The following is a 17,480-nucleotide window of genomic DNA, read 5'->3' as shown; positions in this document are numbered from 1 at the left end:
GTGATCAAGGGCATCGGGGTCGACGTGGTCGATCTGGCGCGGTTCACCCGCCAGGTCGAGCGCACGCCGGGCCTGGTACCGCGCTTGTTCGCTGAGAGCGAACGCAGACTGCCGGCGCATTCGCTCGCCGCGCGTTTCGCCGCCAAGGAAGCCCTGATCAAGGCCCTCGGCGACAGCGCTGGGGCCACCTGGCAAGAGATGGAAATCGTGAACGACCCGCACGGCAACCCCGAATTCAAGCTCAGCGGGGCCGCCCGCCAAGCCCTGACAGATCGCGGAATCAGCCGGGTGCACGTCACCATGACGCACGACGCCGGCGTGGCTTGCGCTTTCGTCGTCGCCGAGGGGGAGTGATGAGCGGGTTTCGCGAGGCCGTGATCGATCTCGCCGCGATCCGCAGCAATATGACGCACCTACGCGAGCTGGTCGGCACCCCGCACGCCATGGCCGTGGTGAAGGCCAACGCCTACGGCCACGGCGCCGTCCCGGTTGCCCGTGCCGCCCTCGCCGGTGGTGCCGACTGGCTCGGCGTGGCCGACATCGACGAAGCCCTGCAACTGCGTGACGCCGGAATCGACGCGCCGATCCTGGCCTGGCTGCACGATCCAGACGCCGATTTCAGCGCCGCCATCGACGATGACGTCACCCTCGGCCTCTCATCAGCGCTCCAACTGCAACGGGCAGCGGATGCAGCCAAGGAACTCGGCCAGAGCGCATCCGTTCATCTCAAACTCGAGACCGGGCTCAGCCGCAACGGTGTGCACGAAAGCGACTGGGCCGAGGTGTTCGCGCTGGCCGTGGCCCTTGAGCAGGTCGGGCTGCTGCGCGTCGACGGCGTGATGAGCCACCTCGCCAACGCCTCAGCTATCGATGACCAGCAGGCGCTGGAGTGTTTCGAGCGTGGTGTCGCCGCCGCTCGCGCCGCCGGGTTGACCCCGACGCTCGTGCACCTCGCCTCCTCCGAGGCCGCGCTGCGGCTGCCAGCCGCGCGTTTCTCGATGGTTCGCCTGGGTATCACCCTGTACGGGTTGTCGCCGTTTGAGGATGCGACCTCGGCCGACCTCGGGCTCGTGCCGGCCATGACCCTGCGCGGCCGGGTGGCCCTGGTGCGCCGGGTGAGCGCGGGTGCCGGTGTCTCTTACGACTATCTCTGGCGGGCGCCGGAGGACTCCACGCTCGTGCTCGTGCCGCTCGGTTACGCCGACGGAATTCCGCGGCAGGCCTCCGGCAATGCGCTCGTGCAGATTCAGGGCACGACCTACCCGCTGGTCGGGCGGGTGGCGATGGACCAGTTCGTGGTCAATCTCGGAGCTGGCAACCCGGGCGTGGCCGTCGGCGACACGGTCGTGCTGTTCGGCGACCCGAGCACCGGAGCGCCGAGCGCGACCGACTGGGCCGACGCCGCCGGCACGATCAACTACGAGATCGTCACCCGCATCGGACACCGGGTACCCCGGCGGCACATCCATGGCTGAGCGCACGCGCACCATCCCCGATGCCGCCGCCATGCACCGCTTCGGCATCGGCCTTGCGGATACGCTGCGGGCCGGCGACCTGATCGTGCTCACCGGGCCACTAGGCGCGGGCAAGACCACCCTCACTCGCGGCCTCGGCGAGGGATTGCAGGTGCGCGGCGCCGTCACCAGCCCGACCTTTGTGCTCGCGCGCACGCATCCGAGCCTCGTCGGCGGGCCACCGTTCGTGCACGTCGACGCCTACCGTCTGAACAGCGCCATGGAGCTCGACGACCTCGACATCGACTTCGCCCACTCCATCGTGGTCGTCGAATGGGGTCGCGGCCTGCTCGACGGCATCACCGAGTCCTGGCTTGACATTGAAATCGAGCGACCGCAGGGCCGATCCGAGGCCATCAGCGAAGCGGATGCCGTGGCATCCGTTCTCGATCTGGATCACGATCTTGACGAACCACGCACGGTCCGGTTGATCGGTCACGGGCCACGCTGGGCAGATGCGACCGACTTTGCGGCGTGAAAGTTTCGTTCAGCCGTCGTGCGCTTTATGACCGGGTTGCGCCCGCGCAGCGACTCGCGCGCGAAGTGCTTGCCGCATCAAAGCTAGGCTGAACGGGTGCTACTCGCCATCGATACCTCTGCCGGCACGAGCGTCGCCGTGGTCGACCTCGAGCGCGGGATCATCGCCGAGCGCGGCGAGCCAGACACCATGCGCCACGCTGAAATCGTCGGCCCGTTCATTCTCGACTGCCTCCGCGAGGCGAAGGTCACCTCGGCTGATCTCTCCGGTGTGGTCGGCGGCATGGGCCCGGGCCCGTTCACCGGCCTGCGCGTCGGCATCGCCTCGGCGAGCGTGTTCGCCCTCGGCGCCGGCAAGCCGCTCGTGCCCGTGATCAGCCACGACGCCATCGCCTACGGCCATTACCGCCGCGGCCACACGGGCCCGCTCGTCGTCGTCACCGACGCTCGCCGCCGCGAAATCTACTGGAGTGCCTACAGCGAAGCGGATGCCGTCGGCCTACCTGTGCGCGTCGGCCCACCAGGACTCGCCAAACCGGCCGAGCTCGACGCGCCGAACTGGCAGCACGCGGGTTGGCCGCGCCTCGACGCCGCCACGGTGTCGGCCGGGGAACTCGGCCTGGTCGCCGAACTCAGCTACGCCCATCGGCGCCCGCTTGCCGCCAATGAACCGCTCTACCTGCGCTCACCCGACGTCACGCTCTCCGCCGGACCCAAGCGGGTCAGCCGATGACCTGGCAGCTGCGCCGTGCGCACAAGGCCGACCTTGCGGCGATCATGCACCTCGAGACCAGCATTTTCGAGAACGATGCCTGGTCGCCACCGATGATGGCCCAAGATCTCGGCGACCCGGCCTGCTACTACCTGGTCGCCTTTTCGCCGGACGACCCGAGCAGCATTGAGGCCTACGCCGGGCTGCTCGCCCCACCGGGAGCTACCGAGGGCGACATCCAGACCATGGCCGTCACCGACTCGGCCCGCGGTCACGGCCTCGGACGCACCCTGATGCAGGCCCTCATCTCCGAGGCCCGCAAACGCGGTGCACGTCTGGTGTTTCTCGAAGTGCGCGCCGACAACCCCGGCGCCCAGCGCCTCTACGATCGGCTCGGGTTCGTGGAGGTCGGCGTGCGCCGCGGCTACTACCAGCCCGACAACGTCGACGCCATCGTCATGCGCCTGAATATTCCAGAATTGGAATCTATGCTCACCGCCCCAGAACCAGCCGTGCCTGCCAGTACCGTACCCGCATCCGCGAAGAATCCGTGACGACCATGAACCGCACCGAACCGCTCGTGCTCGGCATCGAGACCTCCTGTGACGAGACCGGCATCGGCATCGTGCGCGGAACCAGCCTGCTTTCCAACACCATCGCGAGCTCGATGGACGAACACGCCCGCTACGGCGGTGTCGTGCCCGAAATTGCCGCTCGAGCCCACCTCGATGAGCTCGTACCGGCCATCGACGCGGCTGTCGCCGAGGCTGGCATCCGCTTGAGCGATCTCGATGCCATCGCCGTCACCTGCGGCCCAGGGCTCTCCGGAGCCCTCATGGTCGGGGTCGGCGCCGCCAAGGCGCTCGCCGTCGCCCTCGACAAACCGATTTATGCGGTCAACCACCTCGTCGGCCACGTCGGTGCCGACCTACTGCGCGGCCCTACCAGCACCAACGACACCGAGCCGCTCGAGTACCCGACGATCGCGCTGCTCGTCTCGGGCGGGCACACCTCGTTGCTGCTCGTGCGCGACCTGGTCAGCGACGTCGAGCTCCTCGGTGAGACCATCGACGACGCCGCCGGGGAAGCTTTCGACAAGGTCGCCCGGTTGCTCGGCCTGCCCTACCCCGGCGGGCCGCAGATCGACCGGGTCGCTTTCGACGGCAACCCGAAGGCCATCCGCTTTCCGCGCGGACTCAGTCAGCCCAAGGACATGGCCGCGCACCGCTACGACTTCTCCTTTTCCGGCCTCAAGACTTCGGTCGCCCGCTTCGTCGAACAGCGTCAGGACGCCGGCGAGCCCGTGCCGACGGCCGATGTCGCGGCGAGTTTTCGGGAGGCGGTGGTCGACATTTTGCTCACCAAGGCTCTCGCCGCGTGCGCCGACCACGACGTGCCGCGGCTGCTGCTCGGCGGCGGCGTCATCGCCAACGCTCGACTGCGCCAGGTTGCCACCGAGAGAACGGATGCTGCCGGCGTCGTCCTGCGCATCCCGCCGCTCTCGCTCTGCACCGACAATGGCGCCATGATCGCCGCCCTCGGCGCGCAACTCATCATGGCCGGGCATGAGCCCTCGACCCTTGAATTCGGCGCCGATTCCACCCTGCCGGTCGGTCAGATTCAGGTTTGAGTAGCGCCACAGTCGCCGGGCACCCGCTAACGGGATAATCTGGCAGGGCGACCACCGAACGAAATTATGAAGGAGACCGCAGATGTCTGATCCCACCCAGCCTCCCGTCGAACCGACGAACAATGGCCCGACGAACTCAAACCCGGCCGATGCGAGTGCGCCCCCAACCGCGCCCGCCGATTCGAGTTATCCGGCGCCGGGCATACAGCCTCCCGCCTACGGCCAAGCTCCCGCCTACGGCCAGGCTCCCGCTTACGGCCAGAATCCCTACGGTCAGCAGAACCCGCAGGACAAGTACAACGTTCTGTCGATTATCTCCCTCGTTACGTCGATCCTCGCGATCTCGATCGTGGGCATCATCACTGGCCACATCGCCCTGAGCCAGATTAAGAAGACCGGCGAAAAGGGCCACGGCCTCGCCCTCGGTGGTCTGATTGTCGGCTACCTCGGCTTCGTCGTGGGGATCTTCATCCTCATCGGCTCGATCGCACTGCTCATCGCTGCCGCCAACGTCGGTGTGAGCCAGCCCTAACAGACTCACCCCGCGAAACGGTCGCTGGCCGGTTCGCAGCACGAGGACAGCAATGAGTACACCGCACCAGGATTCCGACACGCATCGGGACTACACCCGTGCCCCCGTGCCCCCGGGTAGCCAGCTCAGCTGGGAATCGACCGTCACTGCCCCCACCGAGTTCGTGCCGTACACCTACACCGAAGCCGAGGTGGCGCGCATCACTGGCCGTCGCCGCCTCTCCGTCGCCTCCGTCGTCTGCGGTCTCGTCGGGCTCGCGCTCGGCGTGCTCGGCGTGCTCGGCCTGCCGATCGCGCTCATCGCGCTTGTTCTCGCCCTGATCGCGCGCACTACCGAGCATCGGGCGCGAGCCCTCTGGGGCAGCGGCCTCGCGAGCGGCATTGTCGGGGTTCTGCTCGCGGTCGGCTGGCTCGTCTACATTAGCCACACGGTACTGCCCCTGCTATAGCCCAATCGCTAGCGCACACGCTCCACGAGCAGCGCGACGCGATGCCCGGCCACCCGGGTCAAGATCAGCGTCGCGACTTCCGGCCCCTTGAGCTTCAACCGAGTGCGCAGCGTCGCGGGATCAACGTCGACACCGCGCTTCTTGATCTCGAGCGTTCCGATGCGCCGCTCAAGCAGTGCCAGTCGCAGCTTCTTCTCGTCGAACGACAGCGTCTCGAGCACCCGAAAGGCGCTCGCGAACGGCGTCGGCACCAAAAGGTCGCTGGTCAGGTAGGCGATTCCCTCGCTCAGCATGCTGGCCTCCATCGAGCGGGCCAGGTCGCCGATCAGTCGCGCCCGAATGACCGCGCCGTCGGGTTCGTAGACGTAGTGGCCGAGCTCGCCCACCGGTACGTCTTCACTGTCGGCGCCAGCGGTCAGTTCCTGTACGCCATCCCGGGTCAAAAGCAGCGCCGAACGACGGATGCCCGGGCGCGCGAGAGCGCCGAACCACAGTCCCATCTCCACCAGCTGGCCGTCCACCGACACCCACTGGGCCTCCGCATCGACCGGAATCTGGTCGCGATCATGGCCGGGACCGAGCTTCATACCGAGCGGTTTCGTCGTCGCCAGCAGGTAGGCGAAGTCGAGCGAGGGGGAGTAGTCCTCGGAACGGGTCAGCCGCTTGGTGTTGCTGTGCCCGCTCGTGCGCCGGGCCGGGTCGAGCCAGACCGCGTCGAAATCGGCCAGGTCAACGTTCTCCGCATCGGCCTGTAACGCGGAAGCATTGGGGAACGGTGCCAGGTTGAAGCTCGCGACCGTCGCCGTGACCTCGTCGGCGTCGACGGCCACGATCGGCAGGTCCATCGCGGCGAGGGCCATCGCGTCGCCGCCGATGCCACAGCCGAGGTCCGCGACCCTCGGTGCGCGGCCGAGCGCTGCCGACAGTCCGGCGAATCGCCCGGCGTGCAGTGCTGCGACCCGTAACCGGGTCGCCTGCTCAAGACCGGCCTCGGTGAACAGCATCCGCTCGGCAAATTCTCCGAACTTGGTTACGGCCTTCGCCCGCAGTCGCGACTGGCTCAACACGGCCGACACGAGCCCGGGGGCATGCCCGGCCTTGCGCAGCTCGCTCACGAGCTTCAACACATCACCGTTTGCATCGTAGGGCGACAGGGAATCCAGCAGCCGTAAACTCGCGGGGGAAAGCAGCTCAACGAGCTCGGTTCGATCCATTCTGCAACGGTATCAAACGGCCTGATCTGGCACTCACGTTGCGCGAGTGCCAGCATCCCCTCTAAACTTCACTTGGCACTCTCGCTGTGAGTCTGCTAACCCAAGTCTTAGAAAGAGGTCAACCGTGTCGGTCTCCATCAAGCCGCTCGAGGATCGCATCGTCATCAAGCAGGTCGACGCAGAGCAGACCACCGCATCAGGTCTGGTCATTCCTGACACCGCAAAGGAAAAGCCCCAGGAGGGCGAAGTTGTTGCAGTCGGCCCCGGCCGCATTGACGACAACGGCAACCGCGTTCCCCTCGACATCGCCGTCGGCGACAAGGTCATCTACTCCAAGTACGGCGGAACCGAGGTCAAGTTCGGTGGCGATGACCTTCTGGTTCTCTCCGCTCGCGACGTGCTCGCTGTAGTCGTTCGCTAAGTAGGTTTCTTCACTACCTAGGTTTTAGACTGAAACTCCCGGATGGCTTCGCCATTCGGGAGTTTTTGTGCCTCCAGGGAGAATATTTATGAAGGATGCCGCTGCACGGGCCGACTCGACGGCTCGCGCGACCCACCGCACCGGTCTCATCTTCGGCGGCCTCGCATACGGCCTCTGGGGCCTGCTGCCCCTCTATTTTCTGCTGCTTATCCCCTCCGGCGCCTTCGAAATCGTAGCCTGGCGAGTTCTGTTTTCTCTCGTTTTCTGCGCCCTGATCATTACCGTCACCCGAACCTGGACCGTACTCGGGCATGCCCTGCGGCAGCCGCGCCTGGTCTGGACCATGGGCCTGGCCGGTGCGTTCATCTTCGTCAACTGGCAGACCTACGTGATCGCCGCGACCACTGGGCACGTCGTTGAAGCGGCCCTTGGTTACTTCATCAACCCGATCGTCACCGTGCTGCTGGGCGTCTTCGTGCTGCGCGAACGGTTGCGCCGCTTGCAATGGGTGGCCATCGGCATCAGTTTTCTCGCCGTGATCGTGCTCGCGGTCGGCTACGGCTCACTGCCTTGGATCTCGCTCATTCTCGCGTTCTCCTTCGGGTTCTACGGGCTGATCAAGAAGCGGGTCGGCCCCAACGTCGATGCCGTCACCGGCCTCACCCTCGAAACGGCCTGGCTGGCCCCGGTCGCCATCATCCAGCTTCTGGTCGTCTCCAGCATGTCCGGCCTCACCTTTGGAACCGTGTCACCTTGGCACACGGTGGGACTGCTCGCGGCCGGGGTCATCACCGCTGTTCCCCTGCTGCTCTTCGCCGCAGCCGCCCGGCGCTTGCCGCTGACGGTGCTCGGGCTCATTCAATTCGTCGCGCCGGTCATTCAATTTCTCGTCGGTGTGGTCATTCTGAACGAGGCGATGCCGCTCGAACGCTGGGCCGGATTTGCCCTGGTCTGGGTCGCCTTGATCATCCTGATGATCGATATGGTCACCTCCGGCCTCGCGCCGCGCCGCAGCTCGCTTGAGCCGGCCTAGCGCCCGCACACCCGTTCGGCCAGCCGATACGCTGAACCGATACGTCACCCAGCTCGTACCAAAGGATTGTAGATGCCCCGTCGCACGCTCACCGTCGTCGTTCTGCTCGGCGCTCTGGCCCTCACCGGCTGCACCAGCACACCGCCAGCCACGCCGAGCACCACCCCGACCCCGGTCGTCACGGCTGCTCCGAGCGGTGACGGAACGCTGAGCATCGGCACCCTTTTCCCCACCACCGGCGACAGTGCCGCGAGCGGTGCAGCTCAGGTGGCCGGCACCGAGCTTGCCCTGCGTGACATCCTGGCCGAGCAGGCGACGCCGACGCAGCCGATCCAACTCGTGCATCGCAACTCGGCCGGTGACCTCGCCGCCGCCTACGCCGACCTCGCCGCCCGCGGCGTTGACCTGGTCTTGTGGGACGCGACGACGGCGCTGCCAGCGGATGCCGCAGCATCCGTTGGCAGCGCCATTCTCGTCGCCCTGAGCGACTTCGCCAACGGGGGAACCCCGCTCGCTGCTGATGAGGCGTTCACCGCGCGGCTGAAGACCGCCGACCCTGGACTGAACTCTACCGCTGGCGCTGCGGAGGCCTACGACGGCCTGATCACGGCTGCCCTGGCCGCTGTGATCACCGGGGACGACGGCGGCGCATCACTCGATGCCGGCTGGCCGCAGGTGATTTCGGGAACGGCCGTCTGCCTCTCCTGGGGCGAATGCGTGTACGCGCTGGGTCAGGAGCAAATCATTGATTATCAGGGTGTGACCGGTCGCCGTTCGTAACGATTTGGTCGCTTTACCCGGTTGTGACACGCACGGGTAGGTTTCCGTGCGCTTGATTGCCTAATCTGTCACCACGGCAGTCAATCGGCTGACCAGATTCACCTCTTTTATACCTATCAAGGAGCAACATGAGCGTATTCGCGAAGGCCTCAGCCTCCCGCTCCGTTCGTACCCTCGTTACCGGTGTCGCGCTCGTTGGCGTGAGCGCACTTCTGCTCACCGGCTGCAGCAATGGCGCTGCCACTGAGTCCAATAATTCTGCGGCGCCGTCGGCGGATGCCGCAGACTTCAATACTGTTGAGGCTGGTGACCGCGACCTGACCTTGAAGATCGGTACGGTCCTTCCGCAGAGTGGTGGACTGGCGTTCCTCGGCCCGCCTGAAGAAGCCGGAGTTCAGCTCGCCGTGAACGACATCAACGAAGCCGACCTTGGCATCAACGTTGAAGCAATCTTCCGCGACTCGGGCGACACTACGACCGACACCGCTACCGTATCGGTGACCGACCTCCTCTCGCAGGACGTCACGGCCATCGTCGGTGCGGCTTCCTCTGGCGTCTCCAAAACCGTGATCGACCAGATCACCGGCGCCGGCGTCGTACAGTTCTCACCGGCCAACACCTCGCCGGACTTCTCGACCTACGCCGACAACGGTTTGTACTGGCGCACCGCGCCTTCTGACCTGCTGCAGGGTGACGTGCTCGGTACCCAGATCGCCGATGACGGCAACGCCACCCTCGGACTCATCGTGCTCAACGATGCCTACGGTACCGGCCTGGCGAAGGCCGTTCGTGAGTCGTTTGAAGCCGCCGGGGGAGAAATCGTTGCCGAGTCGCTCTTCAACGAGGGCGAGTCCAACTTCGCCTCGCAGATTGCCGAGGTCACCGCTGAGGCGCCCGACGCCATCGCTCTGATCACCTTCGACCAGTCCAAGGTCATCGTGCCCGACCTCGTCGCCGGTGGTTTCGCTGGTGACAAGCTCTACTTCGTTGACGGCAATCTGAAGGACTATAGCGCCGACTTCCCAGCCGATCTCATCACCGGTTCCAAGGGCACCCTGCCTGGCCTGGACACAGCTACCCTTGGTGATTTCACTGAGCGCCTGCTCGAGGTCGACTCGTCGCTGACCGACTACAGCTATGCGGCCGAGTCCTACGACGCCGTCATGCTCATCGCGCTCGCCGCGTACGCGGGTAACGACGTCGCGGGCGAGTCGATTGCCAGCTACCTGCGACAGATCTCAGGCGGAACCGGCGACGGCACCACCGTCACCGACTTCGCCGCGGCGGCCGAGGCGTTGGCCGCGGGGGAGCAGATCGACTTCGACGGTTTCTCCGGTCCCATCACGTTCGACGAGAATGGCGATCCGACCGAGGCAACCATCGGACTGTACGAATACAACTCCGACAACACCTACTCCCGTATCAACTAGTCACACCAGTTCTTTCAAAAGGGTTCCGGCTACGGCCGGAGCCCTTTTGCGTGTCCGTTTAGTGCGCTGGTCGAAATTTCGACAGGCTCAATTCGGCGGGAGCGAGCTGGGTGAGCGGCTCGAGCCCTGGCGCGCGGGTCTCGAGCCGCGGGCAAAAAGCGTGCCCACTCCTCGACCGGCGGGGGTTCTCAGTGTGCGGGCTACGAACATCCGTAGCCCGCACACCGAAGCGGCGCCCGAGACTGTCTCGAACGCCGCTGCTGGCTGGTGTGGGGAGTTTCGCTGCTAATCCTGCCCGAGGGTGCCGAGGTACAAACCGATCACCTTGGGGTCGTTCAAAAGCTCACGTCCGGTGCCGGTGTAGGCATCGCGGCCCTGGTCGAGCACATAGCCGCGGTCGCAGATCTGTAGGCAGCGGCGGGCGTTCTGCTCGACCATGATCGTGGTCACTCCGGCCTTATTGATCTCCTTCACTCGCAGAAAGGCTTCGTCCTGGCGTACAGGGGAAAGCCCGGCGCTCGGCTCGTCCAGGAGCAGCACGTGCGGTCCCATCATAAGAGCGCGGCTCATAGCGACCATTTGCCGTTCGCCGCCCGAGAGCGACCCAGCGCGTTGAGACATCCGCTTACCGAGCTCGGGAAAGATCTCGGTGACGAATTCGAGCCGCTCGACCAGTCCCTTGGGCTTCAGAAAAATACCCATCTCGAGGTTTTCACGAATGGTCAGCGTAGGAAAAACATTGTTGTTTTGCGGTACAAAACCGACACCTTGCGCGACCAGCTTGTTGGCCTTGAGGTTGGTGATGTTGTTGCCGCGGAGCATAATTTCGCCCTCGCGCACCTTGACCAGGCCAAAGATCGACTTGAGTAGCGTGGACTTGCCGGCACCGTTCGGGCCGATGATGCCGATCAGTTCGCCGTCGTAGGCGGTGAGCGAGCAGGAGTTGAGAATGTTCACTCCGGTCACATACCCGGCCGTGACATTCTTGACTTCGACGACCGCTTCCCGGGTCTCGGCCAGTGCCGGCGGGGCCAGCGGATTAGCGTTCGTCATCGAGCAACTCCTTTATGGCTGACACGTTCTCGGCTTCGGCGCTCTGGTCTTCGCCGAGGTCCTCGTCGTGGTGCTGTCCGAGATAGGCGTCAATCACGGCTGGGTTTCTCATGACCTCGTGCGGGTCGCCCTCGGCGACCACGTGGCCCTCGGCCATCACGATGACCCAGTCGGCTATGTGCCGCACCATGTGCATATCGTGTTCCACGAACAGAACGGTCATGCCCTCGGACTTGAGGTTCAAAATATGGTCTAGCAGCGATTGCGTCAGCGCCGGGTTGACCCCGGCCATCGGCTCATCGAGCATCACCAGGGTCGGGTCGCTCATCAGTGCCCGCGCCATTTCGAGCAGCTTGCGCTGCCCGCCGGAGAGACTCGCCGCGTAGTCGTCCTTCTTGGTATCGAGCTTGAACCGGGTGAGCAGGTCGAGTGCTTTGGCCCGGTTCTCTTCTTCCTGGTTTCGCCAGAGAAACGGCATCAGGGCGCGGAACATGTTCTCGCCGGTCTGGCCCTTGGCACCGAGCAGCATGTTGTCCATGACGGTCAGCAGCCCTAGGGCCTTGGTGAGCTGGAATGTGCGAATCTGGCCCATGCGGGCGACCCGGTAGGCGGGAACTCCGGCGAGGGAACGGCCGTCAAAGGTCCACTTGCCGGCGTCGGGCTTGTCGAAACCGGTCAGCAGGTTGAACAGGGTGGTCTTGCCGGCACCGTTGGGGCCGATCAGAGCGGTAATGGCGCCGCGCGGAACTTCGACGTGGTCGACATCGACCGCGGTCAAGCCGCCGAAGGTGCGACGCACGCCGTCGGCGATGAGAATCGGGTCGACCTTGCGGCAACCCGGTTCGGCCTCGCCGATGTGCAGGCCGGTCGTCTTGATCGGCTTCTGGGTCGGAACGGGCGGCTCGAGCGGAGCAGCCGACACAGCGTTATCGGACAAAAGCCAACTCCTTCTTATTGCCGAAGATGCCTTGCGGTCTAAAGATCACGATCAACATAATCGCCACTCCCACCAGGATGAAGCGCAGCTGCCCGCCCTGAATCGATGTCATGAACGGCAGCCAGCCAGCCTCAACGGCCCGGGCGATGAAGCCGGAGAAGAACGATAGCAGCACCCAGAAGATCATTGAACCGATGATCGGGCCGAGCACCGTTGCAGCACCGCCGAGCAGCAGAATGGCGTAGATGAAAAAGGTCAGCGTTGTCTGATAGTTCGACGGCACGACCGCTCGCGGCAGGGCGAAGATCATGCCGGCGATGGTGCCGAGCACGCCACCGAAAATGAGCGACTGCATTTTGTAGGCGTAGACATTCTTGCCGAGCGCACGCACGGCGTCTTCGTCTTCGCGGATGCCCTTGATCACTCGGCCCCACGGGCTGCGCATGATCTGCCAGACGAACAGCGCCGCGAGAATCACGATCGACCAGGCGACGATGCGCAGCCACGTGTCGTAGGCGTTGTTCTCAAACGGACCGAACCCGTAGCTTCCCTCGGCGAGCGGGTTCAGCGCCGCGAACTCGTTCTTGTAACCGCTCAGGCCGTTGGCCGAACCGGTCACAGAGGCGAAGGTGTTCGTCGTGAACAGCAGCCGCACAATCTCGGCAGCGGCAATCGTGACAATCGCGAGGTAGTCAGCGCGTAATCGCAGCGTGGGAATACCCAAAATCAAGGCGAAAATAACGGATGCTCCCACCCCCACCAAAAAGGCACCCCAGACTGGAAAACCGAAGGTCAGGATGGAAATGGCGTAGCCATAGGCGCCGAGGGCCATGAAGCCGGCTTGGCCGAAGTTCAGCAGGCCGGTGTAGCCGAAGTGCACAGCGAGCCCGAGGGCGGCGAGTGCGTAAGCGGCAGTGGTCGGGCTAATCAGCTCGACGGCTGCGTTGCCAAAGATTGCTCCCCAGTCCATGTGAACCCCTAACCAATTCTCTCTTTACGACCCAGAATGCCTTGCGGGCGAAACAGCAAGACCAGGATCAGAACGACAAGTGCGCCGACATACTTCATGTCGGACGGAATCCACAACGTCGACAGCTCGACGAAGAGGCCGACAACAATTGATCCGATGAGGGCTCCGAAGGCGGTTCCGAGGCCACCCAGTGTGACGGCGGCAAAAACCAGCAGCAGCATCTGGAATCCCATATCCCAGCTGACCCCCGGGCGGAAGTACGCCCAGAGCACCCCGCTGAGTCCGGCGAGGGCCGCTCCGACCACCCAGACGATGCGGATCACTCCATCGACGTCAATCCCGCTCGCCGAGGCGAGGCTGGGATTGTCCGAAACGGCGCGGGTGGCCTTGCCAATACGAGTGCGCAGCAGGAAATAGGCCACGCCGAGCAGAACCACGATGCTGATGCCCATGCTGGCCATGTCGATCGGTGACAACGAGATCGGACCGAACTTGAGGTCGGTCATTCCCGCTCCGGGAAGCTGGCTCGTGCTGCCGCCGAAGAAGTACTGGTAGAGGTAGCGCAGCGCGAGCGACAGGCCGATGCTCACGATCATGAGGGGGATCACTGCGACGCCCTTGCGGCGCAGTGGTTTCCAGATGACCGCATCGAGGCCGTAGCCGAGGCATCCGCTCAACACGATGGCGATCAGAATGGCGAGCCAGATCGGCAGGCCGAAGGAGACCGAGAACACCAGGGTCATCAGTGCGCCGAACGTGATCATCTCGGCGTGGGCGAAGTTGCTCAAACCCGTGGTGCCGAAAATCAGCGACACGCCAATTGCCGCGAGGGCGAGTAACAGGCCAAAGTTCAGGCCGTTGACGAACCGGTTGACGAACTGGTCGAAGAAACTTACCGTGTTGCGGACGCCTTCACCCAGGAAGAAGTTGACCGAGCGACGGTCGGTCAACCCGAAGTCAGCTTCGAGCACATTGCCGCCCTTAGTGACGACGACACCCTTCGGAAGGGTGTCTTCGTCGAGGGTTACCTCGTAGGTACTTTTTTCGGGAACTCCGATGGCCCACCGGCCATCGGCATCCGTCACTGTGTCGGCCTCGTAACCATTGCCGGACACGGAGATCGCGACGCCGTCCTGGGCTTCCCCGTTGAACTGCACGTTGCCGGAGATCGTGAAATCGAACTCGGTGCCGACCTCGTCGGCGTGCGCGCTGCCCCCCGAGAAGGTGGCCATGGTGAGAGCTGCGAGAAGGGTCACAAACAGGATCACGAGCATCCTGGGAACGTATCTCTGAGCCGTAGGTGTGGGCTGCACGGGACCTCCATGTTGGTGCCGACCGATGGGTAACCGGGCGGGCGCCGGGTGACTACTGCCAACTTCTCTGTTGAGAGTATTTGCCGATTATGTCCTATATGTTTCGAATTTCCGCACCGAGCCGACATTGGTGTGCGGAATGTGATGAGCCCAAACACGCTTAACATTGAAGAACCGGTTAAATTACGCGATTTTCCGGACAATTTTGAGTTTTTCAGCTACAGGTAAAGGGGTTTCATGGATCAGCCAGATCCGTTCGGATTCACCGGGCTCACCTACGACGACGTGCTGCTCCTGCCGGGGCACACCGACGTCATTCCGAGCGAGGCGGTCACCAAATCCCGGTTGACCCGGCGCATTGATGTGTCGCTGCCGCTGCTCTCCAGCGCTATGGACACCGTGACCGAGACCCGCATGGCGATCGCCATGGCCCGTGAGGGGGGGCTCGGAATTCTGCACCGCAACCTGTCGATCAATGATCAGGCCGAACAGGTGGATCTGGTCAAGCGCAGCGAATCCGGCATGATCACCAACCCGGTCACCACTTCGCCCAACGCCACAGTGGCCGAGGTTGACGCCCTGTGCGGCCAGTTCCGCGTGAGCGGGCTGCCGGTCGTTGACAGTGACGGCATCCTGGTAGGAATCATCACCAACCGCGACATGCGCTTCGTTCCGCACGCCAAGAAGGCGCTCACCCGGGTGCGCGAGGTCATGACAACCTCCCCGCTGATCACCGGCAAGGTCGGGATGGCTCCCGAAGACGCCCTCGCGATCTTCGCCAAGCACAAGATCGAAAAGCTGCCCCTGATCGACGCCAACGGCAAGCTCACCGGCCTGATTACCGTGAAAGACTTCGACAAGAGCGAGGAATACCCCCTCGCCACCAAGGACGACGGCGGGCGCCTGCGCGTCGGCGCGGCCATCGGGTTCTTCGGTGATGCCTGGCAGCGCGCGACCGCCCTGCTCGAATCCGGGGTGGACGTGCTTGTGGTCGACACCGCCAACGGCGACAGTGCCGGCGTGCTCGACATCATTCGTCGTCTGAAATCGGACAAAGCCTTCGCCGAGGTCGACGTGATCGGTGGAAACGTCGCCACCCGCTCGGGCGCCCAGGCGCTCATCGACGCGGGTGCCGACGCAATCAAGGTCGGCGTGGGCCCCGGCTCGATTTGCACTACCCGCATCGTGGCCGGTGTCGGCGTTCCCCAGATCACCGCCGTGTATCAGGCCTCGTTGGCTGCACGGGAGACCGGTGTTCCGGTTATCGCGGACGGTGGGCTGCAGTATTCTGGTGACATCGCCAAGGCCCTCGTGGCCGGCGCGGACACCGTCATGCTCGGTTCGCTCCTGGCGGGCTGCACCGAAAGCCCCGGCGAACTCGTGTTCGTCAACGGCAAGCAGTTCAAGACCTACCGCGGTATGGGTTCGCTCGGCGCGCTGCAGACCCGCGGCACAAAGACGTCCTATTCCAAAGACCGTTACTTTCAGAACGACGTTCCCAGCGACGAAAAACTCATTCCCGAGGGCATCGAGGGTCAGGTGCCGTTCCGCGGCCCGCTCGCCGCTGTGGCTTACCAGCTGGTCGGCGGCCTGCGCCAGTCCATGTTCTATGTGGGCGCCCGCACTATCGCCGAGCTCAAGCAAAAGGGCAAGTTCGTGCGCATCACGCCCGCCGGGCTCAAGGAATCGCACCCGCACGACGTGCAGATCGTGGTCGAGGCCCCGAACTACCGTCGGTAAGCCTGCCTCAAGGCCCCAGCGCGGTCTGCCTGCGCCGGGGCCGAGCATCCGCTTGAAAAGGGGATGTCGGTGGCTCCCTCTAAACTGGAACCATGGAAATCGAGATCGGCCGCTCCAAGCGCGCCCGCCGCGTGTACGCCTTCGACGACATCGCGGTGGTGCCCAGTCGGCGCACCCGCGACCCGGAAGACGTGTCGGTCGGCTGGACCATCGACGCCTACCAGTTCGCCATTCCGGTGTTGGCCGCCCCGATGGACTCCGTCGTCTCGCCGACCACGGCCATCATGATGGGCCAGCTCGGCGGCGTCGGCGTGCTCGACCTTGAGGGCTTGTGGACCCGGCACGAGAACCCCGAGCCGCTGCTCGCCGAAATTCGCAGCCTGCCCGCCGATAAGGCGACCGCGCGCATGCAGGAGATGTACTCCGCCCCGATTCAGCCCGAGCTCGTCACCGCCCGCCTGGCCGAAGTTCGCGCCGGCGGAGTCACCGTGGCCGGAGCCCTTTCGCCCCAGCGCACCCAGGAACTATACGAAACCGTCGTCGCCGCCGGCGTCGACCTGTTCGTCATTCGCGGTACGACGGTTTCAGCCGAGCACGTCTCGCAGAACCAGGAACCGCTCAACCTCAAGAAGTTCATCTACGAGCTCGACGTTCCCGTCATTGTCGGCGGCGCAGCCACCTACACGGCGGCCCTGCACCTCATGCGCACCGGCGCCGCGGGCGTTCTGGTCGGTTTCGGCGGGGGAGCCGCGTCGACCACCCGCGCGACCCTGGGCATCCACGCCCCAATGGCCACCGCCGTAGCGGATGTCGCCGGAGCGCGCCGCGACTACATGGACGAGTCCGGCGGGCGCTATGTGCACGTCATCGCCGACGGTGGCCTCGGCACGTCGGGCGACATTGTCAAGGCGATCGCCTGCGGCGCCGACGCCGTCATGCTCGGCACTGCGCTCGCTCGGGCAACGGATGCCCCCGGCGGCGGATTCCACTGGGGCGCCGAGGCGCACCACCCGCAGCTGCCGCGCGGCAAGCGCGTCGAGGTCGGCACCGTGGCCCCGCTCGAAGAGATCCTGTACGGTCCGGCTCCAGTCGCCGACGGCACCGCCAACCTGATCGGCGCGCTGCGTCGGTCGATGGCGACCACCGGTTACTCCGATCTCAAAGAATTTCAGCGGGTTGAAGTGGTTGTCGCGCCGTACCGGGTGAACTAGCGTCGGTGTGAACTAGCGTCGGTGTGAACTAGCGTCGGTGTGAACTAGCGTCGGTGTGAACTAGC

The 17,480-nt window shown here is 64.7% G+C and carries 19 protein-coding genes; 14 read left to right on the top strand and 5 right to left on the bottom strand.

Annotated features, from left to right (window positions below; translation table 11 throughout):
• The 8 genes from CXY73_RS11740 (at position 1) to CXY73_RS11705 (ending at position 5,313) form a co-directional block, all read left to right on the top strand.
• Positions 1-354 (top strand): holo-ACP synthase, encoded by a 354-nt coding sequence (locus CXY73_RS11740; protein WP_104136406.1) that lies wholly within the window; start codon positions 1-3, stop codon positions 352-354.
• Entirely contained in the window at positions 354-1,475 is a 1,122-nt protein-coding gene (gene alr, locus CXY73_RS11735; protein WP_104136408.1) for an alanine racemase, read from the top strand. The genes CXY73_RS11740 and alr overlap by 1 nt, the downstream gene beginning before the upstream one ends.
• Complete coding sequence (gene tsaE / locus CXY73_RS11730; RefSeq protein ID WP_104136411.1) at positions 1,468-1,992, top strand: tRNA (adenosine(37)-N6)-threonylcarbamoyltransferase complex ATPase subunit type 1 TsaE; 525 nt, start codon at positions 1,468-1,470, stop codon at positions 1,990-1,992. Before alr ends, tsaE begins: the two co-directional genes overlap by 8 nt.
• Positions 1,993-2,088: 96 nt before the next feature.
• A complete protein-coding gene (tsaB, locus tag CXY73_RS11725) occupies positions 2,089-2,724 on the top strand; it encodes a tRNA (adenosine(37)-N6)-threonylcarbamoyltransferase complex dimerization subunit type 1 TsaB (RefSeq protein ID WP_104177808.1) in 636 nt (211 codons plus the stop codon).
• Positions 2,721-3,257, top strand: a complete 537-nt coding sequence (rimI, locus tag CXY73_RS11720) for a ribosomal protein S18-alanine N-acetyltransferase (protein ID WP_104136423.1) — start codon at positions 2,721-2,723, stop codon at positions 3,255-3,257. The genes tsaB and rimI overlap by 4 nt, the downstream gene beginning before the upstream one ends.
• A 5-nt stretch (positions 3,258-3,262) precedes the next feature.
• Positions 3,263-4,333, top strand: a complete 1,071-nt coding sequence (gene tsaD, locus CXY73_RS11715; protein WP_104136556.1) for a tRNA (adenosine(37)-N6)-threonylcarbamoyltransferase complex transferase subunit TsaD — start codon at positions 3,263-3,265, stop codon at positions 4,331-4,333.
• An 82-nt stretch (positions 4,334-4,415) separates the two neighbouring features.
• On the top strand, positions 4,416-4,865 hold the full coding sequence (locus CXY73_RS11710) for a DUF4190 domain-containing protein (protein WP_104136425.1): 450 nt from the start codon (positions 4,416-4,418) through the stop codon (positions 4,863-4,865).
• 52 nt (positions 4,866-4,917) lie between these two features.
• Complete coding sequence (locus CXY73_RS11705) at positions 4,918-5,313, top strand: hypothetical protein (protein ID WP_104177807.1); 396 nt, start codon at positions 4,918-4,920, stop codon at positions 5,311-5,313.
• A gap of 8 nt (positions 5,314-5,321) precedes the next feature.
• On the opposite strand, the gene CXY73_RS11700 is transcribed toward CXY73_RS11705, so the two are convergent.
• Positions 5,322-6,527, bottom strand: coding sequence for a class I SAM-dependent methyltransferase (locus tag CXY73_RS11700; protein WP_104177806.1), 1,206 nt, complete (start codon positions 6,525-6,527; stop codon positions 5,322-5,324).
• A 124-nt stretch (positions 6,528-6,651) separates the two neighbouring features.
• Here CXY73_RS11700 and groES point away from each other — a divergent pair, with 124 nt between their 5' ends.
• The 4 genes from groES to CXY73_RS11680 all read left to right on the top strand — a co-directional run bounded on the left by groES (position 6,652) and on the right by CXY73_RS11680 (position 10,191).
• Positions 6,652-6,948, top strand: coding sequence for a co-chaperone GroES (gene groES, locus CXY73_RS11695; protein ID WP_092107311.1), 297 nt, complete (start codon positions 6,652-6,654; stop codon positions 6,946-6,948).
• An 88-nt stretch (positions 6,949-7,036) separates the two neighbouring features.
• Positions 7,037-7,981 (top strand): EamA family transporter RarD, encoded by a 945-nt coding sequence (rarD, locus tag CXY73_RS11690; protein WP_104177805.1) that lies wholly within the window; start codon positions 7,037-7,039, stop codon positions 7,979-7,981.
• A gap of 72 nt (positions 7,982-8,053) precedes the next feature.
• Complete coding sequence (locus tag CXY73_RS11685) at positions 8,054-8,761, top strand: hypothetical protein (RefSeq protein ID WP_104136435.1); 708 nt, start codon at positions 8,054-8,056, stop codon at positions 8,759-8,761.
• Positions 8,762-8,889: 128 nt separating this feature from the next.
• On the top strand, positions 8,890-10,191 hold the full coding sequence (locus CXY73_RS11680) for an ABC transporter substrate-binding protein (RefSeq protein ID WP_104136437.1): 1,302 nt from the start codon (positions 8,890-8,892) through the stop codon (positions 10,189-10,191).
• A 285-nt stretch (positions 10,192-10,476) separates the two neighbouring features.
• Here the strand turns inward: CXY73_RS11680 and CXY73_RS11675 are convergent, their stop codons facing one another.
• From CXY73_RS11675 to CXY73_RS11660, 4 genes are read right to left on the bottom strand one after another with little or no spacing between them, the layout of a single operon-like run.
• Positions 10,477-11,244, bottom strand: a complete 768-nt coding sequence (locus CXY73_RS11675) for an ABC transporter ATP-binding protein (protein ID WP_104136439.1) — start codon at positions 11,242-11,244, stop codon at positions 10,477-10,479.
• Positions 11,231-12,121, bottom strand: a complete 891-nt coding sequence (locus tag CXY73_RS11670; RefSeq protein ID WP_233198296.1) for an ABC transporter ATP-binding protein — start codon at positions 12,119-12,121, stop codon at positions 11,231-11,233. The genes CXY73_RS11675 and CXY73_RS11670 overlap by 14 nt, the downstream gene beginning before the upstream one ends.
• A gap of 49 nt (positions 12,122-12,170) precedes the next feature.
• A complete protein-coding gene (locus CXY73_RS11665; protein WP_104136444.1) occupies positions 12,171-13,151 on the bottom strand; it encodes a branched-chain amino acid ABC transporter permease in 981 nt (326 codons plus the stop codon).
• 8 nt (positions 13,152-13,159) lie between these two features.
• Complete coding sequence (locus CXY73_RS11660; RefSeq protein ID WP_104177804.1) at positions 13,160-14,425, bottom strand: branched-chain amino acid ABC transporter permease; 1,266 nt, start codon at positions 14,423-14,425, stop codon at positions 13,160-13,162.
• A gap of 276 nt (positions 14,426-14,701) precedes the next feature.
• Here CXY73_RS11660 and guaB point away from each other — a divergent pair, with 276 nt between their 5' ends.
• Complete coding sequence (guaB, locus tag CXY73_RS11655; protein ID WP_104136450.1) at positions 14,702-16,204, top strand: IMP dehydrogenase; 1,503 nt, start codon at positions 14,702-14,704, stop codon at positions 16,202-16,204.
• 92 nt (positions 16,205-16,296) lie between these two features.
• The gene (locus CXY73_RS11650) at positions 16,297-17,415 is read left to right on the top strand and encodes a GuaB3 family IMP dehydrogenase-related protein (protein WP_104136452.1); all 1,119 of its coding nucleotides are present in this window, start codon (positions 16,297-16,299) and stop codon (positions 17,413-17,415) included.
• Positions 17,416-17,480 lie beyond the last annotated feature (65 nt).

This window comes from Cryobacterium sp. Y50 (genome assembly GCF_002929805.1).
Taxonomy (GTDB): Bacteria; Actinomycetota; Actinomycetes; order Actinomycetales; family Microbacteriaceae; genus Cryobacterium.
The sequence above is the reverse complement of the archived record's forward strand: the minus strand, read 5'-3'. Positions and strand labels throughout refer to the sequence as shown.

Excerpts from the sequence above, each read along its gene's own strand:
- CXY73_RS11680 (WP_104136437.1), top strand. The coding sequence starts at position 8,890 with ATGAGCGTATTCGCGAAGGCCTCAGCCTCCCGCTCCGTTCGTACCCTC.
- rimI (WP_104136423.1), top strand. The coding sequence starts at position 2,721 with ATGACCTGGCAGCTGCGCCGTGCGCACAAGGCCGACCTTGCGGCGATC.
- tsaD (WP_104136556.1), top strand. The coding sequence starts at position 3,263 with ATGAACCGCACCGAACCGCTCGTGCTCGGCATCGAGACCTCCTGTGAC.
- CXY73_RS11665 (WP_104136444.1), bottom strand. The coding sequence starts at position 13,151 with ATGGACTGGGGAGCAATCTTTGGCAACGCAGCCGTCGAGCTGATTAGC.
- rarD (WP_104177805.1), top strand. The coding sequence starts at position 7,037 with ATGAAGGATGCCGCTGCACGGGCCGACTCGACGGCTCGCGCGACCCAC.
- CXY73_RS11685 (WP_104136435.1), top strand. The coding sequence starts at position 8,054 with ATGCCCCGTCGCACGCTCACCGTCGTCGTTCTGCTCGGCGCTCTGGCC.
- CXY73_RS11700 (WP_104177806.1), bottom strand. The coding sequence starts at position 6,527 with ATGGATCGAACCGAGCTCGTTGAGCTGCTTTCCCCCGCGAGTTTACGG.
- guaB (WP_104136450.1), top strand. The coding sequence starts at position 14,702 with ATGGATCAGCCAGATCCGTTCGGATTCACCGGGCTCACCTACGACGAC.
- tsaE (WP_104136411.1), top strand. The coding sequence starts at position 1,468 with ATGGCTGAGCGCACGCGCACCATCCCCGATGCCGCCGCCATGCACCGC.
- CXY73_RS11660 (WP_104177804.1), bottom strand. The coding sequence starts at position 14,425 with ATGCTCGTGATCCTGTTTGTGACCCTTCTCGCAGCTCTCACCATGGCC.
- CXY73_RS11705 (WP_104177807.1), top strand. The coding sequence starts at position 4,918 with ATGAGTACACCGCACCAGGATTCCGACACGCATCGGGACTACACCCGT.
- CXY73_RS11650 (WP_104136452.1), top strand. The coding sequence starts at position 16,297 with ATGGAAATCGAGATCGGCCGCTCCAAGCGCGCCCGCCGCGTGTACGCC.
- CXY73_RS11710 (WP_104136425.1), top strand. The coding sequence starts at position 4,416 with ATGTCTGATCCCACCCAGCCTCCCGTCGAACCGACGAACAATGGCCCG.
- CXY73_RS11675 (WP_104136439.1), bottom strand. The coding sequence starts at position 11,244 with ATGACGAACGCTAATCCGCTGGCCCCGCCGGCACTGGCCGAGACCCGG.
- alr (WP_104136408.1), top strand. The coding sequence starts at position 354 with ATGAGCGGGTTTCGCGAGGCCGTGATCGATCTCGCCGCGATCCGCAGC.